Genomic DNA, 18313 nt, shown 5'->3' on the forward strand with positions numbered 1-18313 from the left:
AAATCAAAAGCAAGATTTAGAAAGAAGATAGAATGTATAAAAACAAAGAGCAATGCTTGCTTATTTAACTTTTTCCCTACATTATGATCCATTAGCTCCAACACCCTTCTTGTTTTTTGTTATTATAGTCTAGATAATATAAATATGCAAAATATTTTTTATTTTAAGTTTTTATACAATTATACTTTAATTATGTCATGATATATGTAAAGACACAAAGGAGCTGTTTATTTAATGGAGAAAGCATTAATTATTATTGACTATACGTATGATTTTGTAGCTGCAGATGGGCTGCTTACTTGTGGTGAGCCTGGACAAAGGATTGAAGAAAAGATGATTGAACACATTAATGAATTTGTAAACAATGGCGAACTAGTCATCTTTGCATGCGACTTACATGAAGATAACGATCCATTCCATCCAGAAACTTCACTTTTCCCTCCACATAATATTAGAGGAACAAAGGGCAGAGAATTATACCATAGCGTCCAGACTCTGTATGAAGAGATAAAACACCTGCCTAATGTCAAATGGATGGACAAAACACGTTATAGCTCTTTTGCCGGAACCAATCTGGAACTGCTGTTACGAGAAAGAAAAATTAATGAATTATATTTGGCTGGCGTGTGTACAGATATCTGTGTATTACATACAGCTGTCGATGCTTACAATTTAGGATATCACCTTCATATTTATTCTGATGCAGTTGCAAGCTTTAACGAAGATGGCCATACATGGGCTCTAAGACACTTCAAAGAAGCTTTGGGAGCGAATGTTTTATAAAAAAAAAGAACCCATTAAACAATTACTCGTTTAATGGGTTCTTTTTGTTATGCTTCGGTTTTTCTTTTAGCGATAAAGATGGAGAAAATAAATCCTATAATCGCAAAAATAAATGCCCCTGTATAAACAGAGTGAATGCCGCCAGCTATAATATTTATAATACTTTCGATTTGTTCTGGTGAAAATAACTTCGTGTCAAATGTACCGTTTAAATTGATATGGCTTGCATGCATGTCAGCAAGTTTACTACTTGTAGCAGTATTGAACAATACACCAAATACCGCTGCGCCAATAGATTGGCTAAATGTATTCGTGAATGAATTCAAACCTATTCCAATTCCAAACTGTTCTTTTTTAACAGAAGCTTGTACTGTAATAATTAGCATTGGTGCGATAAAACCCATGCCAAGTCCTAAAAGCCCCGTTGATAGATAGACAAATAACGGTTGTGTTGTAGAAGAAAAGAACATCAGCATAAATGTCGCAATCAATAAAAAGACAGTACCTGTCATAATGTTTGTTTTACTGGTTATACGTCCAATTAAATTACCTGCAATGATGGCGCCAACTGTCCACATCACTGATAACGGCGTTAGCATTAAACCAGCTGCAGTAGCGTTTTTCCCTAAAACAGCTTGTGCATATACTGGCAAGTATGCCGATAGGCTGATGACGATACCAAAGCAAAATAACGTCAAGCCATTAACTATATTTAACTTCTTATTTTTAAATAATGAAAGCGGGATAATTGGCTCACTTGCCCGTCTCTCAACAGCAATAAATAAACCTAGGAATAATAAAGCTAGAATGTACATAATAATTTGTTTAACTGTAAGCCATTCTTGTGTATTACTCCCTGTAATCAAAGCATATAGCAAGGAAACCATTCCGACAGAGAAAAGAAATGCTCCTGCATAGTCGATTGAACGTTTGACAATTACACGTTCTTCTTCGTAATATTTAGCAATTAAAAATATAGCGCCGAGTCCGAATGGAATATTTAGCAGGAAGATAAAGTGCCATGTTAATTGATCGACTATGAAGCCCCCAATCAACGGACCTACAACTCCTGCAACTCCCCATACCATACTGATATACCCTTGGCCTTTTGCGCGTTTTTTCTCTGTTTCGAAGAGTTCACCAACAATAGTTAAGGTAATCGGTAAAATGGATCCTGCTCCAATCCCTTGAATAGCACGGAAGATGATGAGCATTTCCATTGAAGTTGCGATACCACACAATAAGGAACCTAATAAGAAAATACTAATACCTATCATAATCATTCTTTTTCGGCCAAATAAATCTGCTAATTTACCAAAAATAATAGCGGCAATCGCGGATGTTAGTAAATAAGCAGAATAAATCCAACTAATTAGTTCAGCCCCCGAGAGGTCTGAGGTAATACTTGGAATGGCAGTCGATACGATTGTCCCTTCAATCGCTGCCAGCGCCGTTGCTAATAAGACAGCGGCAAAAACTTTATTCATATATACAACCTCTATTCTAATAAATAATCGTCAAATATTAATATTATCATGAAATAAGTGTTTTACCTAGAGGTGAATTACTAGATTTGATATGATGGTTGTGACTTTAAATAGAAAGAGGAAATTAGTTTGTGGGAAGATTTTAAGAAGTTTGCTTTAAAGGGTAATGTCATGCAATTAGCTATAGGGGTAATAATTGGTGGAGCTTTTAGCAAGATTGTTTCTTCTTTAGTGAATGATATTATTATGCCTATTTTTGCACTTTTCCTTGGAAAAGTAGAATTTAAAGAGTTACATTACCATAAAATCATGTATGGTGTTTTTATTCAAAATGTTGTAGATTTCTTTATTATCGCTTTTTCCATCTTTTTAGTAACAAAGATAGCCTCGAAACTTGAATTTCATAAAAAAGAAGAAAAAGCAGCTGATGTACCAGTGGAGACTACAGAAGATGTTTTGAAAGACATAAGAGATTTGCTAAAAGAAAATGAAAAAAAGAATAGTTAAAAAGCAACTTGAAAGGCGAACATATACAATCTGGCTTATATGTTTCGCCTTTTATTTATGCTTGGTTTAGTAAGAAATAAATAAAACCCAACCAACGCGCCACTTGTACGCGAAGATTGGGTATTATCTGCTTTAAAAATATTTATTAAGATAATTTCAATTTACTTATTTTCCATCTTCAATAATTGTTTCCATATCTACAGAAATCGTATCATATGGTACTTCTTTATAACCACTATAACTCTTAACAACGACGCCTTCTTGGTTTACTAGGAAAAAACTTGACCCGTGAATTACTTGATTGGAGTTAGGATCATCTTTGACAAATGTTTTAAAGGATTTAAGTCCAAGATTAGCAATATCATCTTGTGAGTACCCTGTAAGTAGGTCCCATTTAGAAGTGTCTGGAACAGGATATTGTTTTAAATATTTTTTAAGCTTTTCAGGTGTATCTGTTTTAGGGTCCACACTAAAGCCGACAATATGGTAATCCTTTAATCCCTTTTCTTTAAAATCCTTTTGAATCGCTGTCATATTCATGGTCATCGGTGGACACACTGTTGTACAGCTCGTAAAGATAAACATGGCAAGCCAAGGTTTTCCCTTTAAGCTGTCTAGTGAAACTTTCTCACCATTTTGGTTGGTATAGTTAAAATTTTGTACTTTCCAATCCGTCTCAGCCTTAAAATTGCCACCGCCGCATGCAGATAATAAAATCGCCGAGACGATCAATAAACATGGTAAGAATAGTATTTTTTTCATATAACTTTCACCTCATGTACGATATTCCTAACTAAATTGTATCATAGAATATGACTCGCACAAAAAAATTCTTTGGTCAACTTTGTGAATCTTCTACTTCAAATCTAAGAGTGCCTCGTGAATTGCTTGTAACTTGGTTTCCACTCGATGCATGAGATAGAATGACACAAAAATAGGAAAACCTATTTCTTGTATGAGTGAGACCCATTCAGCCAACGCATTTCCTCCTCCCTTATTAAAGCGCCTACCCCTTTATCACAAATAGCTTCTTTAATAATTTTGAAATCCAAAAAATCCAATCTTCATCATTGAGCAACTTAACTTTCATGTAGTTCAATTATCAAAGATATTCAATTACTCCCCCTACTCATTTCCTATATAGACATTTCTAGTGAAAAGGAGACTAATAGATGCAAATTTATTACTTTCCTTTTATAATGGTGATGAGGTGAATAGTGTGTTAAACGGCTGGTTTTTAGTCTTTATATTATTTTGGGTAGTTGTACTCGTTGGTCTATTTGCTATTGGTGGTTTTTTCATGTTCCGCAAGTTTTTAAAATCTATGCCAAAAGATGATGGCAAATCCACACTTGATTGGCAAGATTACTATGTACAAAAAACTTTGCATATGTGGCAGCCAGAAGAAAAAGCGTTGCTAAATGAGCTAGTAAGCCCAGTTCCAGATTTATTCCGAGATGTAGCAAAACAAAAGATAGCTGGAAAAATTGGTGAGCTTGCTCTTGAAGAAAGAGCAAAAAAAATTAACATGGATCTCATCATTAGAGGATACATACAAGCCTCGCCGAAAAGGGATCATAAGTTTTTGCGCAAAAAACTCAATCAAATGCAAATTGATATATCCCCTTACGAAGATATTTTAGAATAACAAAAGGTTCTTTTCCTTTAAGGAAAAGAACCTTTTGTTATTTACGGCTGTTGCTGTAAGTGTAATTGTTTTTCCAACTTTTTGTATTGGATCAACATAGCTATACGCCAAGGTGCAATCATAGAGTAAGCAAGCAAGAAGAAAATTCCTCCAAGCTCTCCTAAATGGATAGTATTGCTTAAATAAACTTTAACAACAGTTCTTATTATCAACAGCCCTATTAAAATAAAGAAGAAAGCTTTTGATGGTTTAAGATATACTTCCCCATCGACGATATGGAATTTAGAAGTAGCTATTAGAACGGTTGAAAAAATAACTCCAACAATAACTACCTCAAATACTTGCGGCCACGGCACTCGGAAATAATCAAAACAAAACATTAAAGCACCTGTAGACATTGCAATTGGCGGTATAATTATCTTCCTTGCACTTGCAGGCTTTTTAGCAGATCTCGCACGGATAAACATCATCATGATGCCCATGAATACGACAGCCACTGTTGAGCCTACCAACATATATTGAGAAGGTATGGATTGTAGCATAAAGGTCACCTATCTTTTAATAATTATTCGGTCATTTGACGTATAGTTGCGGCTAAACGTTCCCTCTCAAAAGGTTTAATAACAAAATCCTTTGCTCCATATTTCAGCGCTTGAAGGATCATTTTTTGTTGACCTAATGCACTTACCATGCAAATTTTAGCATTAGGATCTTCTTTAATAATTTCTTTCGTTGCTTCCAAACCAGACATAATAGGCATTGTCACATCCATTGTGACAATATCAGGGTTCAACTTAAGATATTGCTCAATTGCTTCTTTGCCATTTACTGCTTCACCAATAACTTGAAATCCGGCTTCTACTAGCATGCCTGATATCGCTTGACGCATAAATGCTGCGTCATCTACTACTAAGACTGTTGACACCTTTTCACCCCATCACCATTCCTAAACTAGAATCCTTGGAAACCACCAAATAGTGGCGATATTAACCGGTTAAAATAAGTCATACCATCAAAAAATAGAACTATGCCGACTACTATCATAATATAGCCACCGACTTTAACGATTTTTTGGCTATTTTTTCTAATCCAATTCATACGAGAAACAAAGAACGAAAGAACAAAAAATGGAATAGAAAAGCCTAAAACATAAGCCAACATATACCAGATTGCTGAATCTGGATGAGTAGAACCCAATAGCATAATAGACCCCAGAATTGGACCAGTACATGGAGTCCAGCCTGCCGCAAATACTAACCCAATTAGTATAGACCCAATGTATCCTGATGGTCTACTTTTTAACTCAAATTTACGGTCTTTCATTAAAAATTTCGGCGTAAAAATTCCAGTAATCACTAAACCAAAAACAACAATAAGAATTCCGCCTACTTGGCGTATTAATTCATCATATCTTACAAATATGCCTTTCACAAATGATGCTCCAAAGCCTAATGCAATGAAAATCATTGAAAATCCAATTAAGAAAAAGACGGTATGCAAAATGGCTCTTCTTTGCATCATTCCTTTTTGATTCTTTAGTTGATCAAAGGATACACCTGTTATGTAAGATAAAAACGCTGGATAAAGAGGCAGCGTGCACGGCGAAATAAAGCTTAAAAATCCGGCTCCGAACGCCAGAAAAACATTAACGTCAGTATTCATTTATGTACGTCGCTCCTTTTGATTATTGTTTCTATCGTAACAAACTTTGTACGAAATAACATAAATTTAGGTTGTGACATATTTTTGAACTTTGTGATGATACACCTATTGATTTAAGTTATAGTTGTTAAAGCGATCTCCATAGAGTAGGCTTTTCTCGATTTAACACAATACTTTTGGCCCTCATTTGGATACTTTCAACAGAATATTTCTATAATGAGGCAATCTATTGCTATTATTATAAGGCGGAATGACAAGAAAAGGGAAGTCTTTTTGGTGCAATATCTTGAAATCGAAGAAAAACCAGCCTCCCATTGGAAACTGGTCATGAATTTCATTACATACTTATTAGTGAACTTAAGATATCTTGTGCTTTTTCAATTTGCTTCCGAACTTCTTCAAAGCCTGTTCCACCCTGAGAGTTACGGCGCCTAACTGCTGTTTCAGGAGCTAATACTTTGAATACATCGCTTTCAATAAGAGGACTCGCTTGTTGCATCTCTTCTAATGATAGATCCAGTAAAAAATTGCTACTTTCAATACAGTAGTATACTAACTTACCCGTAATTTCGTGTGCTTCCCTAAATGGCAAACCTTTTGTCACTAAGTAATCTGCTAATTCAGTAGCATTTGAAAAATCATTATGAACTGCTTTATTTAAACTATCTTTATTTATGTTCATAGTACGAATCATTCCCTCAAATATACGCAGTGAGCCGGTAATTGTATGAAGTGTATCAAACATGCCTTCTTTGTCTTCTTGCAAATCTTTATTATAAGCAAGTGGCAAGCCTTTCATTACCGTTAGCAAACCGATCAAATTGCCATATACACGGCCTGTTTTTCCCCTTATTAACTCGGCCATGTCTGGATTCTTTTTCTGTGGCATAATACTCGAGCCAGTTGAAAAAGAGTCATCTAATTCAATAAATCGGAATTCCTCGCTCGACCAAAGGATAATTTCTTCCGCCAATCTAGATAAATGTGTCATCAGCATTGAGCTATTGCTTAAGAATTCGATTATAAAATCACGGTCGCTTACAGCATCTATGCTATTTTGGTAAATATCTGAGAATCCCAATAGATTCGCAGTCAACTCTCTATCAATTGGAAATGTAGTTCCAGCCAAAGCTCCCGCTCCTAGAGGTGATAGATCAATTCTGCTGATTGACTCACTAAACCGTGATTTATCTCTTTCAAGCATCCAAAAATAGGCCATTAAATGATGTGCAAAAGAGATAGGCTGAGCACGTTGCAAATGAGTATAACCAGGAGCTACCGTTTCAATATGTTCTTTTGACTTTTCAATAATTGTATTTTGCAAAGATATGATAAGAGCAATTGTTTTCTTTACGTGTCTTTTTAAAAACAGGTGCATATCCGTTGCAACTTGGTCATTTCTACTTCGTCCCGTATGAAGTTTTCCACCTACAGGGCCTACAATATCGATTAGCATTTTTTCTAGATTTAGATGAATATCTTCTTGCTCAATGGAATAGTGGAGCCCTTCTTCTTCTGCCTTCTTCTGTAGTGTATGAAGTCCTTTTTTGATAGCGACAACTTCTTCTTGATTAAGAATTCCCGTTGTCCCGAGCATAGTTACATGGGCAATACTTCCTTCCAAATCTTCCAAGACTAATTCTTGATCGAAACTAATGGAAGCGCCGAATTCATCTACCCACTTTTCGGCTGATTTTTGAAAGCGCCCTCCCCATAGTTTGCTACTCATACTTGCACCTTCTTTGCTTCTTTGTTGTTGATCATCGCATTAACTTTTGTAGGAAGGCCAAATAACTCAATAAATCCAATCGCTGAATTATGATTAAATGCATCATCTTTTGTATAAGTAGCTAGCTTTTCATCATATAGAGAATTGGGTGATTTACGACCTTCGACAATTGCATGGCCTTTAAACAATTTAACGCGTACGGTACCGTTAACAAACTTTTGCGTTTCTTTAATAAATGCTTCGATGGCAATACGTAATGGTGAAAACCAAAGACCTTCATAAATTAATTCAGTTAACTTTTTCTCAACTACTGGTTTGAAATGGGCCAATTCTTTTACCAGCGTTAAATCTTCCAATTCTTTATGAGCAAGAAGAAGTGTGTGAGCACCAGGCACTTCATATACCTCACGTGATTTAATCCCAACTAAACGATTTTCCACATGGTCAATGCGTCCAACTCCATGTTTGCCTGCTAGTTCATTTAGTTTTAAAATCAGATCTGCCAACTTATACTCTACTCCATCGATTGCAACAGGTACTCCTTTTACAAATTCAATTTCTAATGTATCTGCTGTATCAGGCGCATCTTCTAGGGATACAGTCAACTCATACGCATCTTCTGGCGGTGCTGCCCATGGATCTTCTAAAATACCACATTCATTTGCACGTCCCCAGAGATTTTGATCAATTGAAAAAGGGCTATCTAAATTGATAGGAATAGGAATGTTTTTAGATTTTGCGTAATCAATCTCTTCCTCTCTACTCCATGCCCATTCTCTCACAGGCGCTAATACTTCTAAATCTGGGTTTAAAGATTGTATAGATACTTCAAAACGAACTTGGTCGTTCCCTTTTCCTGTACAACCATGTGCCACTGCAGTTGCGCCTGTTTTTTGTGCAATTTCAACGAGTTTTTTTGAAATAAGCGGTCTTGATAACGCTGATACAAGCGGATATTTCTGTTCATACCATGTATGACCTTGTAATGAGAGCAGCGCATATTCCTCTGCAAATTCATTTTTCGCATCTACCATATACGACTCTGAAGCACCGACCTCGAGTGCTTTATTCTTTACAAAATCCAAGTCCTTACCTTCCCCTACATCTAAACAACAAGCAACCACTTCATATCCTTTGTCCTTCAACCATTGGATTGCTACAGATGTATCCAAGCCTCCTGAATAAGCTAATACTACTTTTTTTGACATTGCCCATTCCTCCTTTATGTATTTTTATACACATTTAATTTATATTTATGCATTCATAGTAACATGTAATATTTATTAATTCAAGTGAATGTTCATACATTTTTATAAATTATTTGTTTTTTCACTTGAATCAGTCTTCTTTACTCAAATTTCATTCAGTACTATCAACATAGGAAATCTTCATTTTTAAAACACAAAAATAGCGGTAATACGCATAGTACGTATCACCGCTGTAAGAATAAAACTCTTACTTTTTATAAAAAAAACTCTTCCCCAGCTTCTCAATCAACGCCGGTGCTATAGCATAAAATTTGCTCGTAATGCCCATAACACTCGGCAAATTGACTTCCCTTATTCTTGTTCCTATTGTACGGATTGTAGCATCCGCCACTTTCTCAGGTTCGAGTAATATGTTTTTCATAGCACTCCTATAGGAGGCTGTACGGTCCGCTTTATCTAGAAACGGTGTATCAATAGGACCTGGATGTATGCAGGTTACAGCAATGCAATAGGGTTTCAGCTCCATACGCAGTGCATTAGTATAACCAATGAGTGCATGTTTTGTCGCTGCATAGATAGCAGACTTTGGAGTTGCTACTTTTCCTGCTTGCGAGCCTATATAAATCAGCTGCCCGCTTCCTTTTTCTTCCTTCATTTTTGCAACTAAATACTTTGTTAATAAAATGGGTGCCTGTACGTTTACTGAAATCATATCCATAATATCCTGATTCTCTGTTTCTGTGGCATACTCAAACGTACCAATCCCAGCTGAAAAAATTGCCACATCTAGCTCTGGCAACTGATTTACTAACCCCAACACACCTTCTACATTTGATAAATCACTTTGTATTACGGTAATATTTTTTGCACGGACCTCTTCTAAAGCTGATAAATTTCGGCCTGTTGCAATTATATTATCACCACGTTCTGCAAGCTTTAATGCAATAAGACGTCCTACTCCAGACGTTGCACCAGTAACCAAAATGGTTTTACTTTTTTTCATACCAAAATACTCCATTGGAATCCGTTTCTTCTCTAATTAACTCACAATCTAGCAAATAATCGATTTGGCCGATTGTTTGGGAAAGTGTCAGACCCAGTTGTGATTCATAATGTGTAGGGAAGATTATTTTAGTCAGCTCAAATGTATTTTGAGGCTTTCCTTCTAGTAAACTTAATACTTTCATTGCTCGAAGATGCTGCTTTTCTAGCCTTGCATTCACTAGTTCTGAAACATTATGAATATCGCCACCATGTCCACTGTATAGGACATCTATTGGTAATGTTAATAGTTTTTTCAATGAATTGTTATATTGCAACAATGATTTAGCTCTTTTAGACTTTGGATTTAACGGTGGTTCTATTAACGGATTAGAAGCGATACGATCGAGGAGCAGATCACCACCAAAAATACTTCTCTTCTTTTCGTTCCAAAAAGCAAAATGGCTTTGTGCATGACCTAGTGTTTCTATTGCAACGAGTCCGGGATGACCTGGTATTTCATCTCCCTCGTGTATAAGATCGGTCAAGGTACGCTCCCCAAGCATTTCTATTGAACGTGTCATTTTTTTTACCCATCCAAAGTATTTTTCTGGTACCCCTTCTTCTTTCATTCGCTCAAGATAAAAGTCATTATGAGAATTTAAAAAAACAGGATCACGGCGAAGCCATGCATCTATATAAACATGTCCAAATACTTTGGCGTTCGGAAATGCATCTATTAAACCAATATGGTCAGGATGGTGATGCGTTAGAATTACTTGTTCAATATCAGTCATTTGATAACCGGCATTTTTTATTCCCGCTTCCATTGCTTCTAAAGCAATACTTGTTTTGGTTCCCACATCAATAATGGAAAGCGCATCATCTTTTAGTAAATATGAGTTAACTGTTCCTTCTGGGTATGGAACAGGTGTCGTTATTTTTTGTATCATACGAAAACCCCTTTTGCTTAAATGAATTACTATTCACTTTATTGTATCTCTTTTTAGAGGAATCGTCATTCTTTTGATTTGACAGATTTAACAATTTTGCCTATAATCTCATTTACATATCTAAAAGCGAAGACGAAGAATAGTACACAGAAAATTTGTTTCAAGAGAATGCGGCCACGTGCTGAAAGCTGCATATTCAAATTTCTTTGGAACCTGCTTCCGAGCTGCTATGCAAACATAGCCGTAACTCTGCGATAAAGGGCAATAGTTGTGCTGCACTCGCAGCGAAACAAGGTGGTACCGCGGATTCTGCATTTTCGTCCTTATTAGTTGGGATGAAAATGCTTTTTTATTTGCAAGTATAATTTCCGCGCTTATAGAAAAATTACATGTAGGAGGCGATTTTATGGAGACAATTGTATTTGCAGGCGTTGGAGCAATGGCAGAAGCAATCATTCAGGGCTTTGTGAAAGAAGGTGTCGTACCGCCGAGAAACATGTACGTTATGAATAAATCGGATAAAGAAAAGCTACAAAAAATTGCTCATAAATATGGAGTCCAAATCGTTTGTGAAGATCGCGCCATTTTAGCGAAAGCAGATCTTTTAATCCTCGCTATGAAACCAAAAGATATCCAAGGAGCCATGGAGAATTTATTTCCTTATCTAGGTGTAAATACCACTGTGTTATCGGTGGCAGCTGGTGTCTCTATGCAGTCCATTGAAGAGAAACTTGGCAAACGGCCCATTGTGCGTGTTATGCCAAACACATCTGCTTCAATTGGCATGTCTGCAAGTGGTATAGCGTTTAATCGCCTAGTCACTGATTCACAAAAAGACGTATTTATAGGCATGCTTGAAGCCATTGGATTAGTTATTGAAGTCGAGGAAGATGAATTGCATGCAGTCACGGCATTATCGGGCAGTGGTCCTGCCTATCTATACTATTTGGTGGAGGCTTTCGAACAGGCTGGTATGAAATTTGGTTTAAGCCAAAAAACAGTACGCAATTTAGCTGTTCAAACGATTGCCGGCGCTGCAGAAATGTTAAAACAAACCAATGAAGAGCCTAGCGAATTAAGAAGGAAAGTGACAAGTCCCGGCGGAACAACAGAAGCAGGCATTAAAGCATTAGAAGAGCATGATTTCAAAGAAATTATTATGGCCTGTGTACAAAATGCTGAAGCTAAATCGCGCGAACTATCAGCTTTATTGGATAAATAAAAATGCAAATCTGTAATAAAAAAGCTGTTGATGTATATATACATCGACAGCTTTTTGTCTTAATTAGACTATTTTATTTATTTTTAGTTTTTTCATTGCTACGATTTGCTGTTTTAGAACGGCTTGTAATCAAAGCCAATAATAAAAAGAAACCTGCAATTGAAAAATATAAACCTGAATGGTTTGCTTCTACACCTGTTTGGGGTAGTGTATTTTGTACAAATTCTGCTTTATTACCTTCATGTGAGCTAGCAACAGTTGTTGAATTACTTTCCACACTCATTGAATTGGTAGAAGAAGCCGTTTGTGCATGGGCATAAGAACCTTGTCCCATCAAAAAAGTGAGTCCTATAATACCAGAACATACTAGATTTATACAATATTTCTTTATCATTTTTTTCACACCTCAACATTAATATACAAACTTGCTCTTTGTAGACTTTACGTCCCATCGCCCCATTATATACCTAACATCGAGATTAGGCTATTTTTTTTCTTATAAGTTTGCTATTTTAAAACGAATTTTGTATGACTATGCCCTTCCTTGCTTTTCTTCACTTCTAATAGAGCGGGCATTGCGTCTTTTAATTCGGACACATGTGAAATAATACCAACAATCCTACCATTATTCTGCAGATCAATCAGTGTTCGAATTGCTTTGTTTAATGCTTCTTCATCTAAAGTGCCAAATCCTTCATCAATAAACATCGTGTCAATTTGAATATTACCTTGGAATGATTGAATAACGTCGGACATACCAAGAGCTAATGATAAGGATGCGTTGAACTTTTCGCCACCTGATAGAGTTTTTACATCTCGTTTTTGTCCAGTATACGCATCATAGACATCTAAGCCTAAACCACTCTGTTTTCCCCTTGCTTCTTGTCGGTCACTTCTAACAAGTCGATATTGTCCCCCTGACATTGGATGCAATCTCGTATTGGCTGCATGGATGATTTGCTCTAAATATTCAATTTGCAAAAAGCGTTCAAAAGAAATCTTCAGTGAATTCTGACCACGTAAGACATTATACAAATCTATAATTTTCGCGGTTTTTTCTTCTAGCTGTTGTATCTCTTTACCGCTTTCTTCTATTACTTTTACCAACCGGTGCCCATCTGCTTGATACTTTTTAATAGCGTGGATTTGTTCATTTAAATTCTTTGCTTCCAATTGAATAGCTGCAAGCTGACGCTCTAAATTAGTTTCATCTTTTGTTTGTTGGCCTGCATATTCTTCCAAGCCTGCTTTAATTTGCTCCTTCAATGCGTATAAATGCAATTTATATGCTTCATAGGAAGATTCCAATGTTTCAATGTCTGAAAGTTTTATTCTCGCTGCTTGATAGGCACTTCCTTGATCAAAACCCGCAGAATAGACCGCTTCTTTAAACTGACTTTGTGCCTCTTCTAAGGCTTGTTTAGCCAAGATATAATTTTTCTCAGCACTATCGATTGTTGCTCTAAGAGAGACGACCTTATTCTTCGATTGTTCTATTTTCTTTTCTATTACTTCATAATGCCTAACTAACTCATCTTTTTTAAGAGATAGCTCTTTAATTTTTGCGGTCAATGCTTGTATAGAGGAAAGGCCAGCTGGTATCTCCTTTTGTAAGCTTTCGTATTCTCCTCGTACTTGATAAAAGCCCTCAAGATTAGCATTTTTCTCTTGTTCAAGGGTTGTGTATTTTTGTTGTAACATTTCCCTCTTATCATCAAGTAGCTGCTTCTCTTGTCGAAGTACTTCTAACTTCTTCTTTTGTCTCTTTAAATCATTAACTTCTTGCTCTAATAGTTGAAACTCTTGGGAGATTTTTTCACCATCTGTCGGCGCCATACCCAATCTACGTAGCTCTTCTTCCCACTGAAGACTTTGTTGTCTACCGGCATTTACACTGGCTTGGTATTCAAAGTAAGCTGTAGAAGCTGTATCCGCCTCGTATTTCAACGCAGACAATTGCTGCTCTGTTAGCGAAATATCATGATTGCCTTCTTGCGATCGATGTTCCAAGCTTCCGCAAACAGGACATGGTTCACCATCCACAAGCTTCGTGGCAAGGACACTTGCTTGGTTATTGATCCATTTCTTCTCTTCACGCTCATAGTTTTCAAGTTTTGATTCATACATTTGCTTTTTGGTTTTTTCATCTATGAGCAACTGTTCTAAAGATAACATTTGTCTCTGCCACTTTTGCCAAGTTGATTGTTTTTCTTTTAATTCTGTTAGAGTGACGACCTTTTCATCATAGGTTTCTAATGGTTTAAGAAGGGCAGTAATTTGTGTTGCATGCTGATTTCGTTGATTATCAACCGTCTCTAAGTCAGCTGTAATCAACTTCAATCGATTAGCAAAGTTTTCAACATCTAGTTGCCTTTTCGATAATTTTTCAGAAACCTTCTCAAGTTCATTGAGCTTCACCTCAAGCTTTTGCAATGTTGAAAGCTCAATAGTAAGCTGCTCTATCCTTGGCATATTCTGTTTTGCTTCGTTGAATTCCACTTCTTGCTTTTGATGCTCCATTGCTGTAAGTCGATATTCTTCTTCCAACTTGGCTAATTCTTGTTCTTTCTGCTTCTTATCTTGTAATTTTTCATAGTACCTTTCTTCTATCGGAATAATATGGCTGGCTTTTTTAGCATTTTCAATTCTTTGCTTTATTTGTTCAAAATGCTCTTTTTGTTCTTCTAACCGTTTCAGCTCTGCTTCTTTTCCCTGATAGGATATTAGACGTTTGTTAAACTCTTTTGTTTCAACAAGAAGGGTATGATGTAAGTTGATTTTCAAGTTAAGCTCTTGGGTTAGAGCTTCTTTTTCAGCCTGCTGCTCTTGGTAATATTGTACCTCTTCAGCTAACGCAAATAGCAACTGATAAATATTAATATGTTCTGCGCTTAACACTTCGTTGAGATGTGAATTACGTTCAGGTATTACGGATTGAATTTGTTTAATATATAAGTCTCTCTTAGCGTGCGCTTTTTCTAAAGAATTCATTGCTAAGTCTCTTTTAATTTTTAAACTATCCGCTAAATGGCGATAGGATTCCGTTTTAAAAATTTTCCGCAGAATAGCTTCTTTATTCTCCGTTTCTGACGTTAGCAACTTACGGAATTCTCCTTGTGGCAACATAACTATTTGTTTAAATTGATCCTTCGATAAACCTATCAGTTCTTCCATTTTCCGATTTATTTCTGTGAGTTTTTGTGATTCAACTACTGGCTTTTCACTATCAGATTCTACTTTAACAAATTCCAATTTATCGCCCGTAGCATTTTTATTTCCTTTTTTCTTGTGAGCTAATTGACGAAAAATGCGGTAAGTACTGCCCTTAATTGTAAATAAAAGTTCAGCCGATGTATGAATATCTTCTGCTGCAAAATGGCTACGTATTTCCCTTATTTCTGCTCTGTCTTCCCCACTAGCAGAACCATATAAGGCAAAACAGATTCCATCAAAAATTGTTGTCTTCCCAGCCCCAGTCATTCCTGCAATAACGAAGAGTCTATGTTCCCCAAGCTCCCTAAAATCAATGATTTCCGTTTGTTTGTATGGACCAAATGCGGTTAATTTTAGCTGTAATGGCTTCATTTGGATTCCACCTCAATTTCTTGCTTGTGAAGTAATTCTTCTTGTAATACTTCTTTGAACAGGTCAAGCGTATCCGAATCTGGTTCTTGTCCCGTAATTTCATAATAAAAAGACTCGAACAATGTCACATCATCCATTTTTCTCTTTGATATATTTTCTTCTAATGGTTTATTTCTATAATCCAAAAAGGATATGCGTTCCACATGCATCGCATTTGGATAGACGGATCTAATCTTTTCCATTGGAGATATAATGGGACTTTCATCTAACAACTTGATAAACAAATAATCTTCGCAAGTCGGTGACACTAATATTTGTTCCATTGTATTTTCGATTGTTCTCATATCACGTTTTGGCATTAATGGTTTCTTGGTTGTTGTAATTTGCCCAGCACCATCTATTTCAACAATCAAATAACTCTTTTTATGATTTTCTTCAGAAATAGAATACTTCAACGGCGAACCCGAATATCTAATTTTTTCTGAATCGACAAAGTGTGCTTGGTGCAAATGCCCAAGAGCAGTGTAATGAAAAGGCTCAAAAAGCTTGGCATCAATGCATTCAGATCCCCCTATAGATAAAGGCCTTTCAGCGTCAGAAGGATTTTGTTCTTCCGCCCCATTCTTTGTAACGAAAGCATGTCCAATAAAAATATGTCGGGCTTTAGGATCCATGTTAGGGACAATTGAATCGATAATCTTTTCCATCGCTTGTTGCTGTGTTCTTATAGCTGGATCTTGGAAAAGATATCGAACTTGCGTTGGATCTGTATATGGTACAAGGTGAAAATGAACTTCTCCCGTATCATCTTTTAAAATAACCGGTGTTTGATCTAACGTCAGATTCCCAATTAAATGAAGCCCACGTGAAGCCATAAAACGCGCACCAAAGTGGATACGATTAGGACTATCATGATTACCTGCTATTGCAAGAACTGGTATCTCACGTTTGATCACTATTTCAAAGAATATGTTATCTAACAGTTGGACTGCCTCAGTTGGTGGAACAGCACGATCATATAAATCTCCTGCTATGATAATAACGTCGGGTTTTTCCTTATCAATTTCTGCAATAAATTGTTGTAGTATATATGCTTGGTCTTCAATCATGGAGACCCCTTGTACATATTTTCCTAGATGCCAATCAGCCGTATGGAAAATTTTCAACAGTCTCACTCCATTCGATAAATATTTTCTTTATCATACCATATATATTGCAAACGAATGTTCTGAAATAATAGGGCTTTTTGATGACTCTTTATATAAAAAAAGAACATCACGTTATAAAAGTGATGTTCTTTCTCTGTATAAATATTTTCACCGCTATAATACTAGGCATGAAGAATTTGTGCTTCAGTAGACCAATCTAATTCATCAAGGAAATGTAGAGTATCTTCAAACACTTTTTCACGTTCTTTACCTAAAGTTATAATATGGCCAGAATTTTGATACCAGATGATTTCTTTTTCATCTGCTTCAACAGTTTCATATATATATGGTGCACTCTCTTGGTATAAAGAGTCATCCAATTTGCCTTGTAGTACTAATGTAGGTGAATGGATTTCTTCTATTTCATCAGAAGTATGCTGAATCATCTTTTGGACCTCATCCAAAGCCTGTCTTGGCATAGCTTTTAATGCGTCTAATTCGATTTGAATTTGGTTCTCGTCTTTACCCTCTAGTTTTTTATATACTTGCGCATAATTGTATAAACGTTCGAAAAGACCTTCTTTTGATTTACGTTTGATCGGTGCACACATTGATACCACACCTTTAACAGGAAATTCTGCTCCAACTTTTAAGGTGAAGACTCCTCCTAAAGAAATACCTGCTACTGCAATTTCCTGATAGCCAAGTTCTTTCAAGTGATGATATCCCCGTGTTACATCTTCCCACCAATACTTCGCACCATATTTCAAGATTTCTTCAGCGCTGACCCCATGACCACGATACATAGGCGCATGGCAAGTATAGCCTTGCTTGTTTAAAAATTGGCCTAACTTTTTAACGTCTTTTGTGCTTCCTGTAAAACCATGCAATAACAAGACAGCCCTGTGGTCCCCTTTTAATGTAAATGGTTGAGGTGCTAATAACTTCATTTTTTAAAACTCCTTTTTATATAATGAGCATATAATAGTTAATTTCTTGTCAAATAAAAATCACAATTTTAATCTTTATTTTGAGGAAAACGCTCAATATTTGTTCACAATTAGATTACATCAAGACTAACACCTTTTATTTATAATGTACAGTATATTATCTTATGTTTTATCATGCATTTTTGTAATGATTATTATGAGAAATATGTCTTGTTACACTGATGAGTTAAAGTCTCTAATAATTCTACAAGGTGTATTGTATACGCTATAAAATGCATATTTTTTCACAGTCAAAGGTTGAGAAAGAAAGACAATAAATTTTGCTGTTGAACGTGAAAATAATAAACTACGATTTGAATCTCCTAATAACATAGACTTGTTTTATTCAGGAATCTTTTTATACATGTTTTTCACAAATCGTATATAGTAAAAAAGAAAACCTCGGAAGAA

Annotated in this window: 18 protein-coding genes; 4 read left to right on the plus strand and 14 right to left on the minus strand. The window is 36.0% G+C overall.

Translation table 11 applies throughout. The features are described 5' to 3' along the window. Positions 1–234 precede the first annotated feature (234 nt). A complete protein-coding gene (locus RCJ93_RS03920; RefSeq protein ID WP_251646226.1) occupies positions 235–783 on the plus strand; it encodes a cysteine hydrolase family protein in 549 nt (182 codons plus the stop codon). Between the two features lie 47 nt (positions 784–830). Here RCJ93_RS03920 and RCJ93_RS03925 read toward each other — a convergent pair whose 3' ends face one another. Further along, positions 831–2270: an MDR family MFS transporter gene (locus RCJ93_RS03925; RefSeq protein WP_446738448.1), complete on the minus strand. Its 1440-nt coding sequence runs from the start codon at positions 2268–2270 to the stop codon at positions 831–833. 129 nt (positions 2271–2399) lie between these two features. Between RCJ93_RS03925 and mscL the strand changes: the two genes are divergently transcribed. Next, positions 2400–2777, plus strand: a complete 378-nt coding sequence (gene mscL, locus RCJ93_RS03930) for a large conductance mechanosensitive channel protein MscL (RefSeq protein ID WP_066786935.1) — start codon at positions 2400–2402, stop codon at positions 2775–2777. Positions 2778–2942: 165 nt separating this feature from the next. Here mscL and RCJ93_RS03935 read toward each other — a convergent pair whose 3' ends face one another. Both RCJ93_RS03935 and RCJ93_RS03940 read right to left on the minus strand, forming a co-directional pair. Then, positions 2943–3539 (minus strand): SCO family protein, encoded by a 597-nt coding sequence (locus tag RCJ93_RS03935; protein WP_446738449.1) that lies wholly within the window; start codon positions 3537–3539, stop codon positions 2943–2945. A 93-nt stretch (positions 3540–3632) separates the two neighbouring features. Then, positions 3633–3755 carry a YvrJ family protein gene (locus RCJ93_RS03940; RefSeq protein WP_084246878.1) on the minus strand — a complete coding sequence of 41 codons (123 nt, stop codon included), beginning with the start codon at positions 3753–3755 and terminating at the stop codon, positions 3633–3635. Between the two features lie 241 nt (positions 3756–3996). Here RCJ93_RS03940 and RCJ93_RS03945 point away from each other — a divergent pair, with 241 nt between their 5' ends. Next, positions 3997–4425 (plus strand): DUF2621 domain-containing protein, encoded by a 429-nt coding sequence (locus tag RCJ93_RS03945; RefSeq protein WP_066786929.1) that lies wholly within the window; start codon positions 3997–3999, stop codon positions 4423–4425. A 41-nt stretch (positions 4426–4466) separates the two neighbouring features. On the opposite strand, the gene RCJ93_RS03950 is transcribed toward RCJ93_RS03945, so the two are convergent. The 7 genes from RCJ93_RS03950 to RCJ93_RS03980 all read right to left on the minus strand — a co-directional run bounded on the left by RCJ93_RS03950 (position 4467) and on the right by RCJ93_RS03980 (position 10958). Then, a complete protein-coding gene (locus RCJ93_RS03950; protein WP_066786926.1) occupies positions 4467–4967 on the minus strand; it encodes a CcdC family protein in 501 nt (166 codons plus the stop codon). A gap of 23 nt (positions 4968–4990) precedes the next feature. Next, a complete protein-coding gene (locus tag RCJ93_RS03955) occupies positions 4991–5350 on the minus strand; it encodes a response regulator (protein ID WP_173668472.1) in 360 nt (119 codons plus the stop codon). 26 nt (positions 5351–5376) lie between these two features. After that, positions 5377–6087: a cytochrome c biogenesis CcdA family protein gene (locus RCJ93_RS03960; RefSeq protein WP_150284298.1), complete on the minus strand. Its 711-nt coding sequence runs from the start codon at positions 6085–6087 to the stop codon at positions 5377–5379. A gap of 337 nt (positions 6088–6424) precedes the next feature. Next, entirely contained in the window at positions 6425–7816 is a 1392-nt protein-coding gene (gene argH / locus RCJ93_RS03965) for an argininosuccinate lyase (RefSeq protein ID WP_251646220.1), read from the minus strand. Next, a complete protein-coding gene (locus RCJ93_RS03970) occupies positions 7813–9024 on the minus strand; it encodes an argininosuccinate synthase (protein ID WP_446738450.1) in 1212 nt (403 codons plus the stop codon). Before RCJ93_RS03970 ends, argH begins: the two co-directional genes overlap by 4 nt. 247 nt (positions 9025–9271) lie before the next feature. Next, positions 9272–10027 carry an SDR family NAD(P)-dependent oxidoreductase gene (locus RCJ93_RS03975; RefSeq protein WP_446738451.1) on the minus strand — a complete coding sequence of 252 codons (756 nt, stop codon included), beginning with the start codon at positions 10025–10027 and terminating at the stop codon, positions 9272–9274. Next, positions 10014–10958, minus strand: coding sequence for an MBL fold metallo-hydrolase (locus RCJ93_RS03980; protein WP_446738452.1), 945 nt, complete (start codon positions 10956–10958; stop codon positions 10014–10016). Before RCJ93_RS03980 ends, RCJ93_RS03975 begins: the two co-directional genes overlap by 14 nt. 406 nt (positions 10959–11364) lie before the next feature. Here RCJ93_RS03980 and proC point away from each other — a divergent pair, with 406 nt between their 5' ends. After that, positions 11365–12180: a pyrroline-5-carboxylate reductase gene (gene proC / locus RCJ93_RS03985; RefSeq protein WP_150284293.1), complete on the plus strand. Its 816-nt coding sequence runs from the start codon at positions 11365–11367 to the stop codon at positions 12178–12180. A gap of 73 nt (positions 12181–12253) precedes the next feature. On the opposite strand, the gene RCJ93_RS03990 is transcribed toward proC, so the two are convergent. From RCJ93_RS03990 to RCJ93_RS04005, 4 genes are all read right to left on the minus strand, one after another. After that, complete coding sequence (locus RCJ93_RS03990; protein ID WP_251647290.1) at positions 12254–12574, minus strand: LPXTG cell wall anchor domain-containing protein; 321 nt, start codon at positions 12572–12574, stop codon at positions 12254–12256. A gap of 113 nt (positions 12575–12687) precedes the next feature. Then, entirely contained in the window at positions 12688–15765 is a 3078-nt protein-coding gene (locus tag RCJ93_RS03995) for an AAA family ATPase (RefSeq protein ID WP_446738453.1), read from the minus strand. Continuing rightward, positions 15762–16931, minus strand: coding sequence for an exonuclease SbcCD subunit D (locus RCJ93_RS04000; protein ID WP_446738454.1), 1170 nt, complete (start codon positions 16929–16931; stop codon positions 15762–15764). The genes RCJ93_RS03995 and RCJ93_RS04000 overlap by 4 nt, the downstream gene beginning before the upstream one ends. 164 nt (positions 16932–17095) lie before the next feature. Beyond that, positions 17096–17863 carry an alpha/beta hydrolase gene (locus RCJ93_RS04005; protein ID WP_066786900.1) on the minus strand — a complete coding sequence of 256 codons (768 nt, stop codon included), beginning with the start codon at positions 17861–17863 and terminating at the stop codon, positions 17096–17098. Between the last annotated feature and the right edge of the window lie 450 nt (positions 17864–18313).

This window comes from Rummeliibacillus sp. BSL5, assembly GCF_052928305.1.

Bases quoted from the DNA above. Each gene is read 5' to 3' on its own strand.
- RCJ93_RS03920 (WP_251646226.1), top strand. From the start codon at position 235: ATGGAGAAAGCATTAATTATTATTGACTATACGTATGATTTTGTAGCT.
- RCJ93_RS03925 (WP_446738448.1), bottom strand. From the start codon at position 2,270: ATGAATAAAGTTTTTGCCGCTGTCTTATTAGCAACGGCGCTGGCAGCG.
- RCJ93_RS03935 (WP_446738449.1), bottom strand. From the start codon at position 3,539: ATGAAAAAAATACTATTCTTACCATGTTTATTGATCGTCTCGGCGATT.
- RCJ93_RS03950 (WP_066786926.1), bottom strand. From the start codon at position 4,967: ATGCTACAATCCATACCTTCTCAATATATGTTGGTAGGCTCAACAGTG.
- RCJ93_RS03960 (WP_150284298.1), bottom strand. From the start codon at position 6,087: ATGAATACTGACGTTAATGTTTTTCTGGCGTTCGGAGCCGGATTTTTA.
- argH (WP_251646220.1), bottom strand. From the start codon at position 7,816: ATGAGTAGCAAACTATGGGGAGGGCGCTTTCAAAAATCAGCCGAAAAG.
- RCJ93_RS03970 (WP_446738450.1), bottom strand. From the start codon at position 9,024: ATGTCAAAAAAAGTAGTATTAGCTTATTCAGGAGGCTTGGATACATCT.
- RCJ93_RS03975 (WP_446738451.1), bottom strand. From the start codon at position 10,027: ATGAAAAAAAGTAAAACCATTTTGGTTACTGGTGCAACGTCTGGAGTA.
- RCJ93_RS03980 (WP_446738452.1), bottom strand. From the start codon at position 10,958: ATGATACAAAAAATAACGACACCTGTTCCATACCCAGAAGGAACAGTT.
- proC (WP_150284293.1), top strand. From the start codon at position 11,365: ATGGAGACAATTGTATTTGCAGGCGTTGGAGCAATGGCAGAAGCAATC.
- RCJ93_RS03990 (WP_251647290.1), bottom strand. From the start codon at position 12,574: ATGATAAAGAAATATTGTATAAATCTAGTATGTTCTGGTATTATAGGA.
- RCJ93_RS03995 (WP_446738453.1), bottom strand. From the start codon at position 15,765: ATGAAGCCATTACAGCTAAAATTAACCGCATTTGGTCCATACAAACAA.
- RCJ93_RS04005 (WP_066786900.1), bottom strand. From the start codon at position 17,863: ATGAAGTTATTAGCACCTCAACCATTTACATTAAAAGGGGACCACAGG.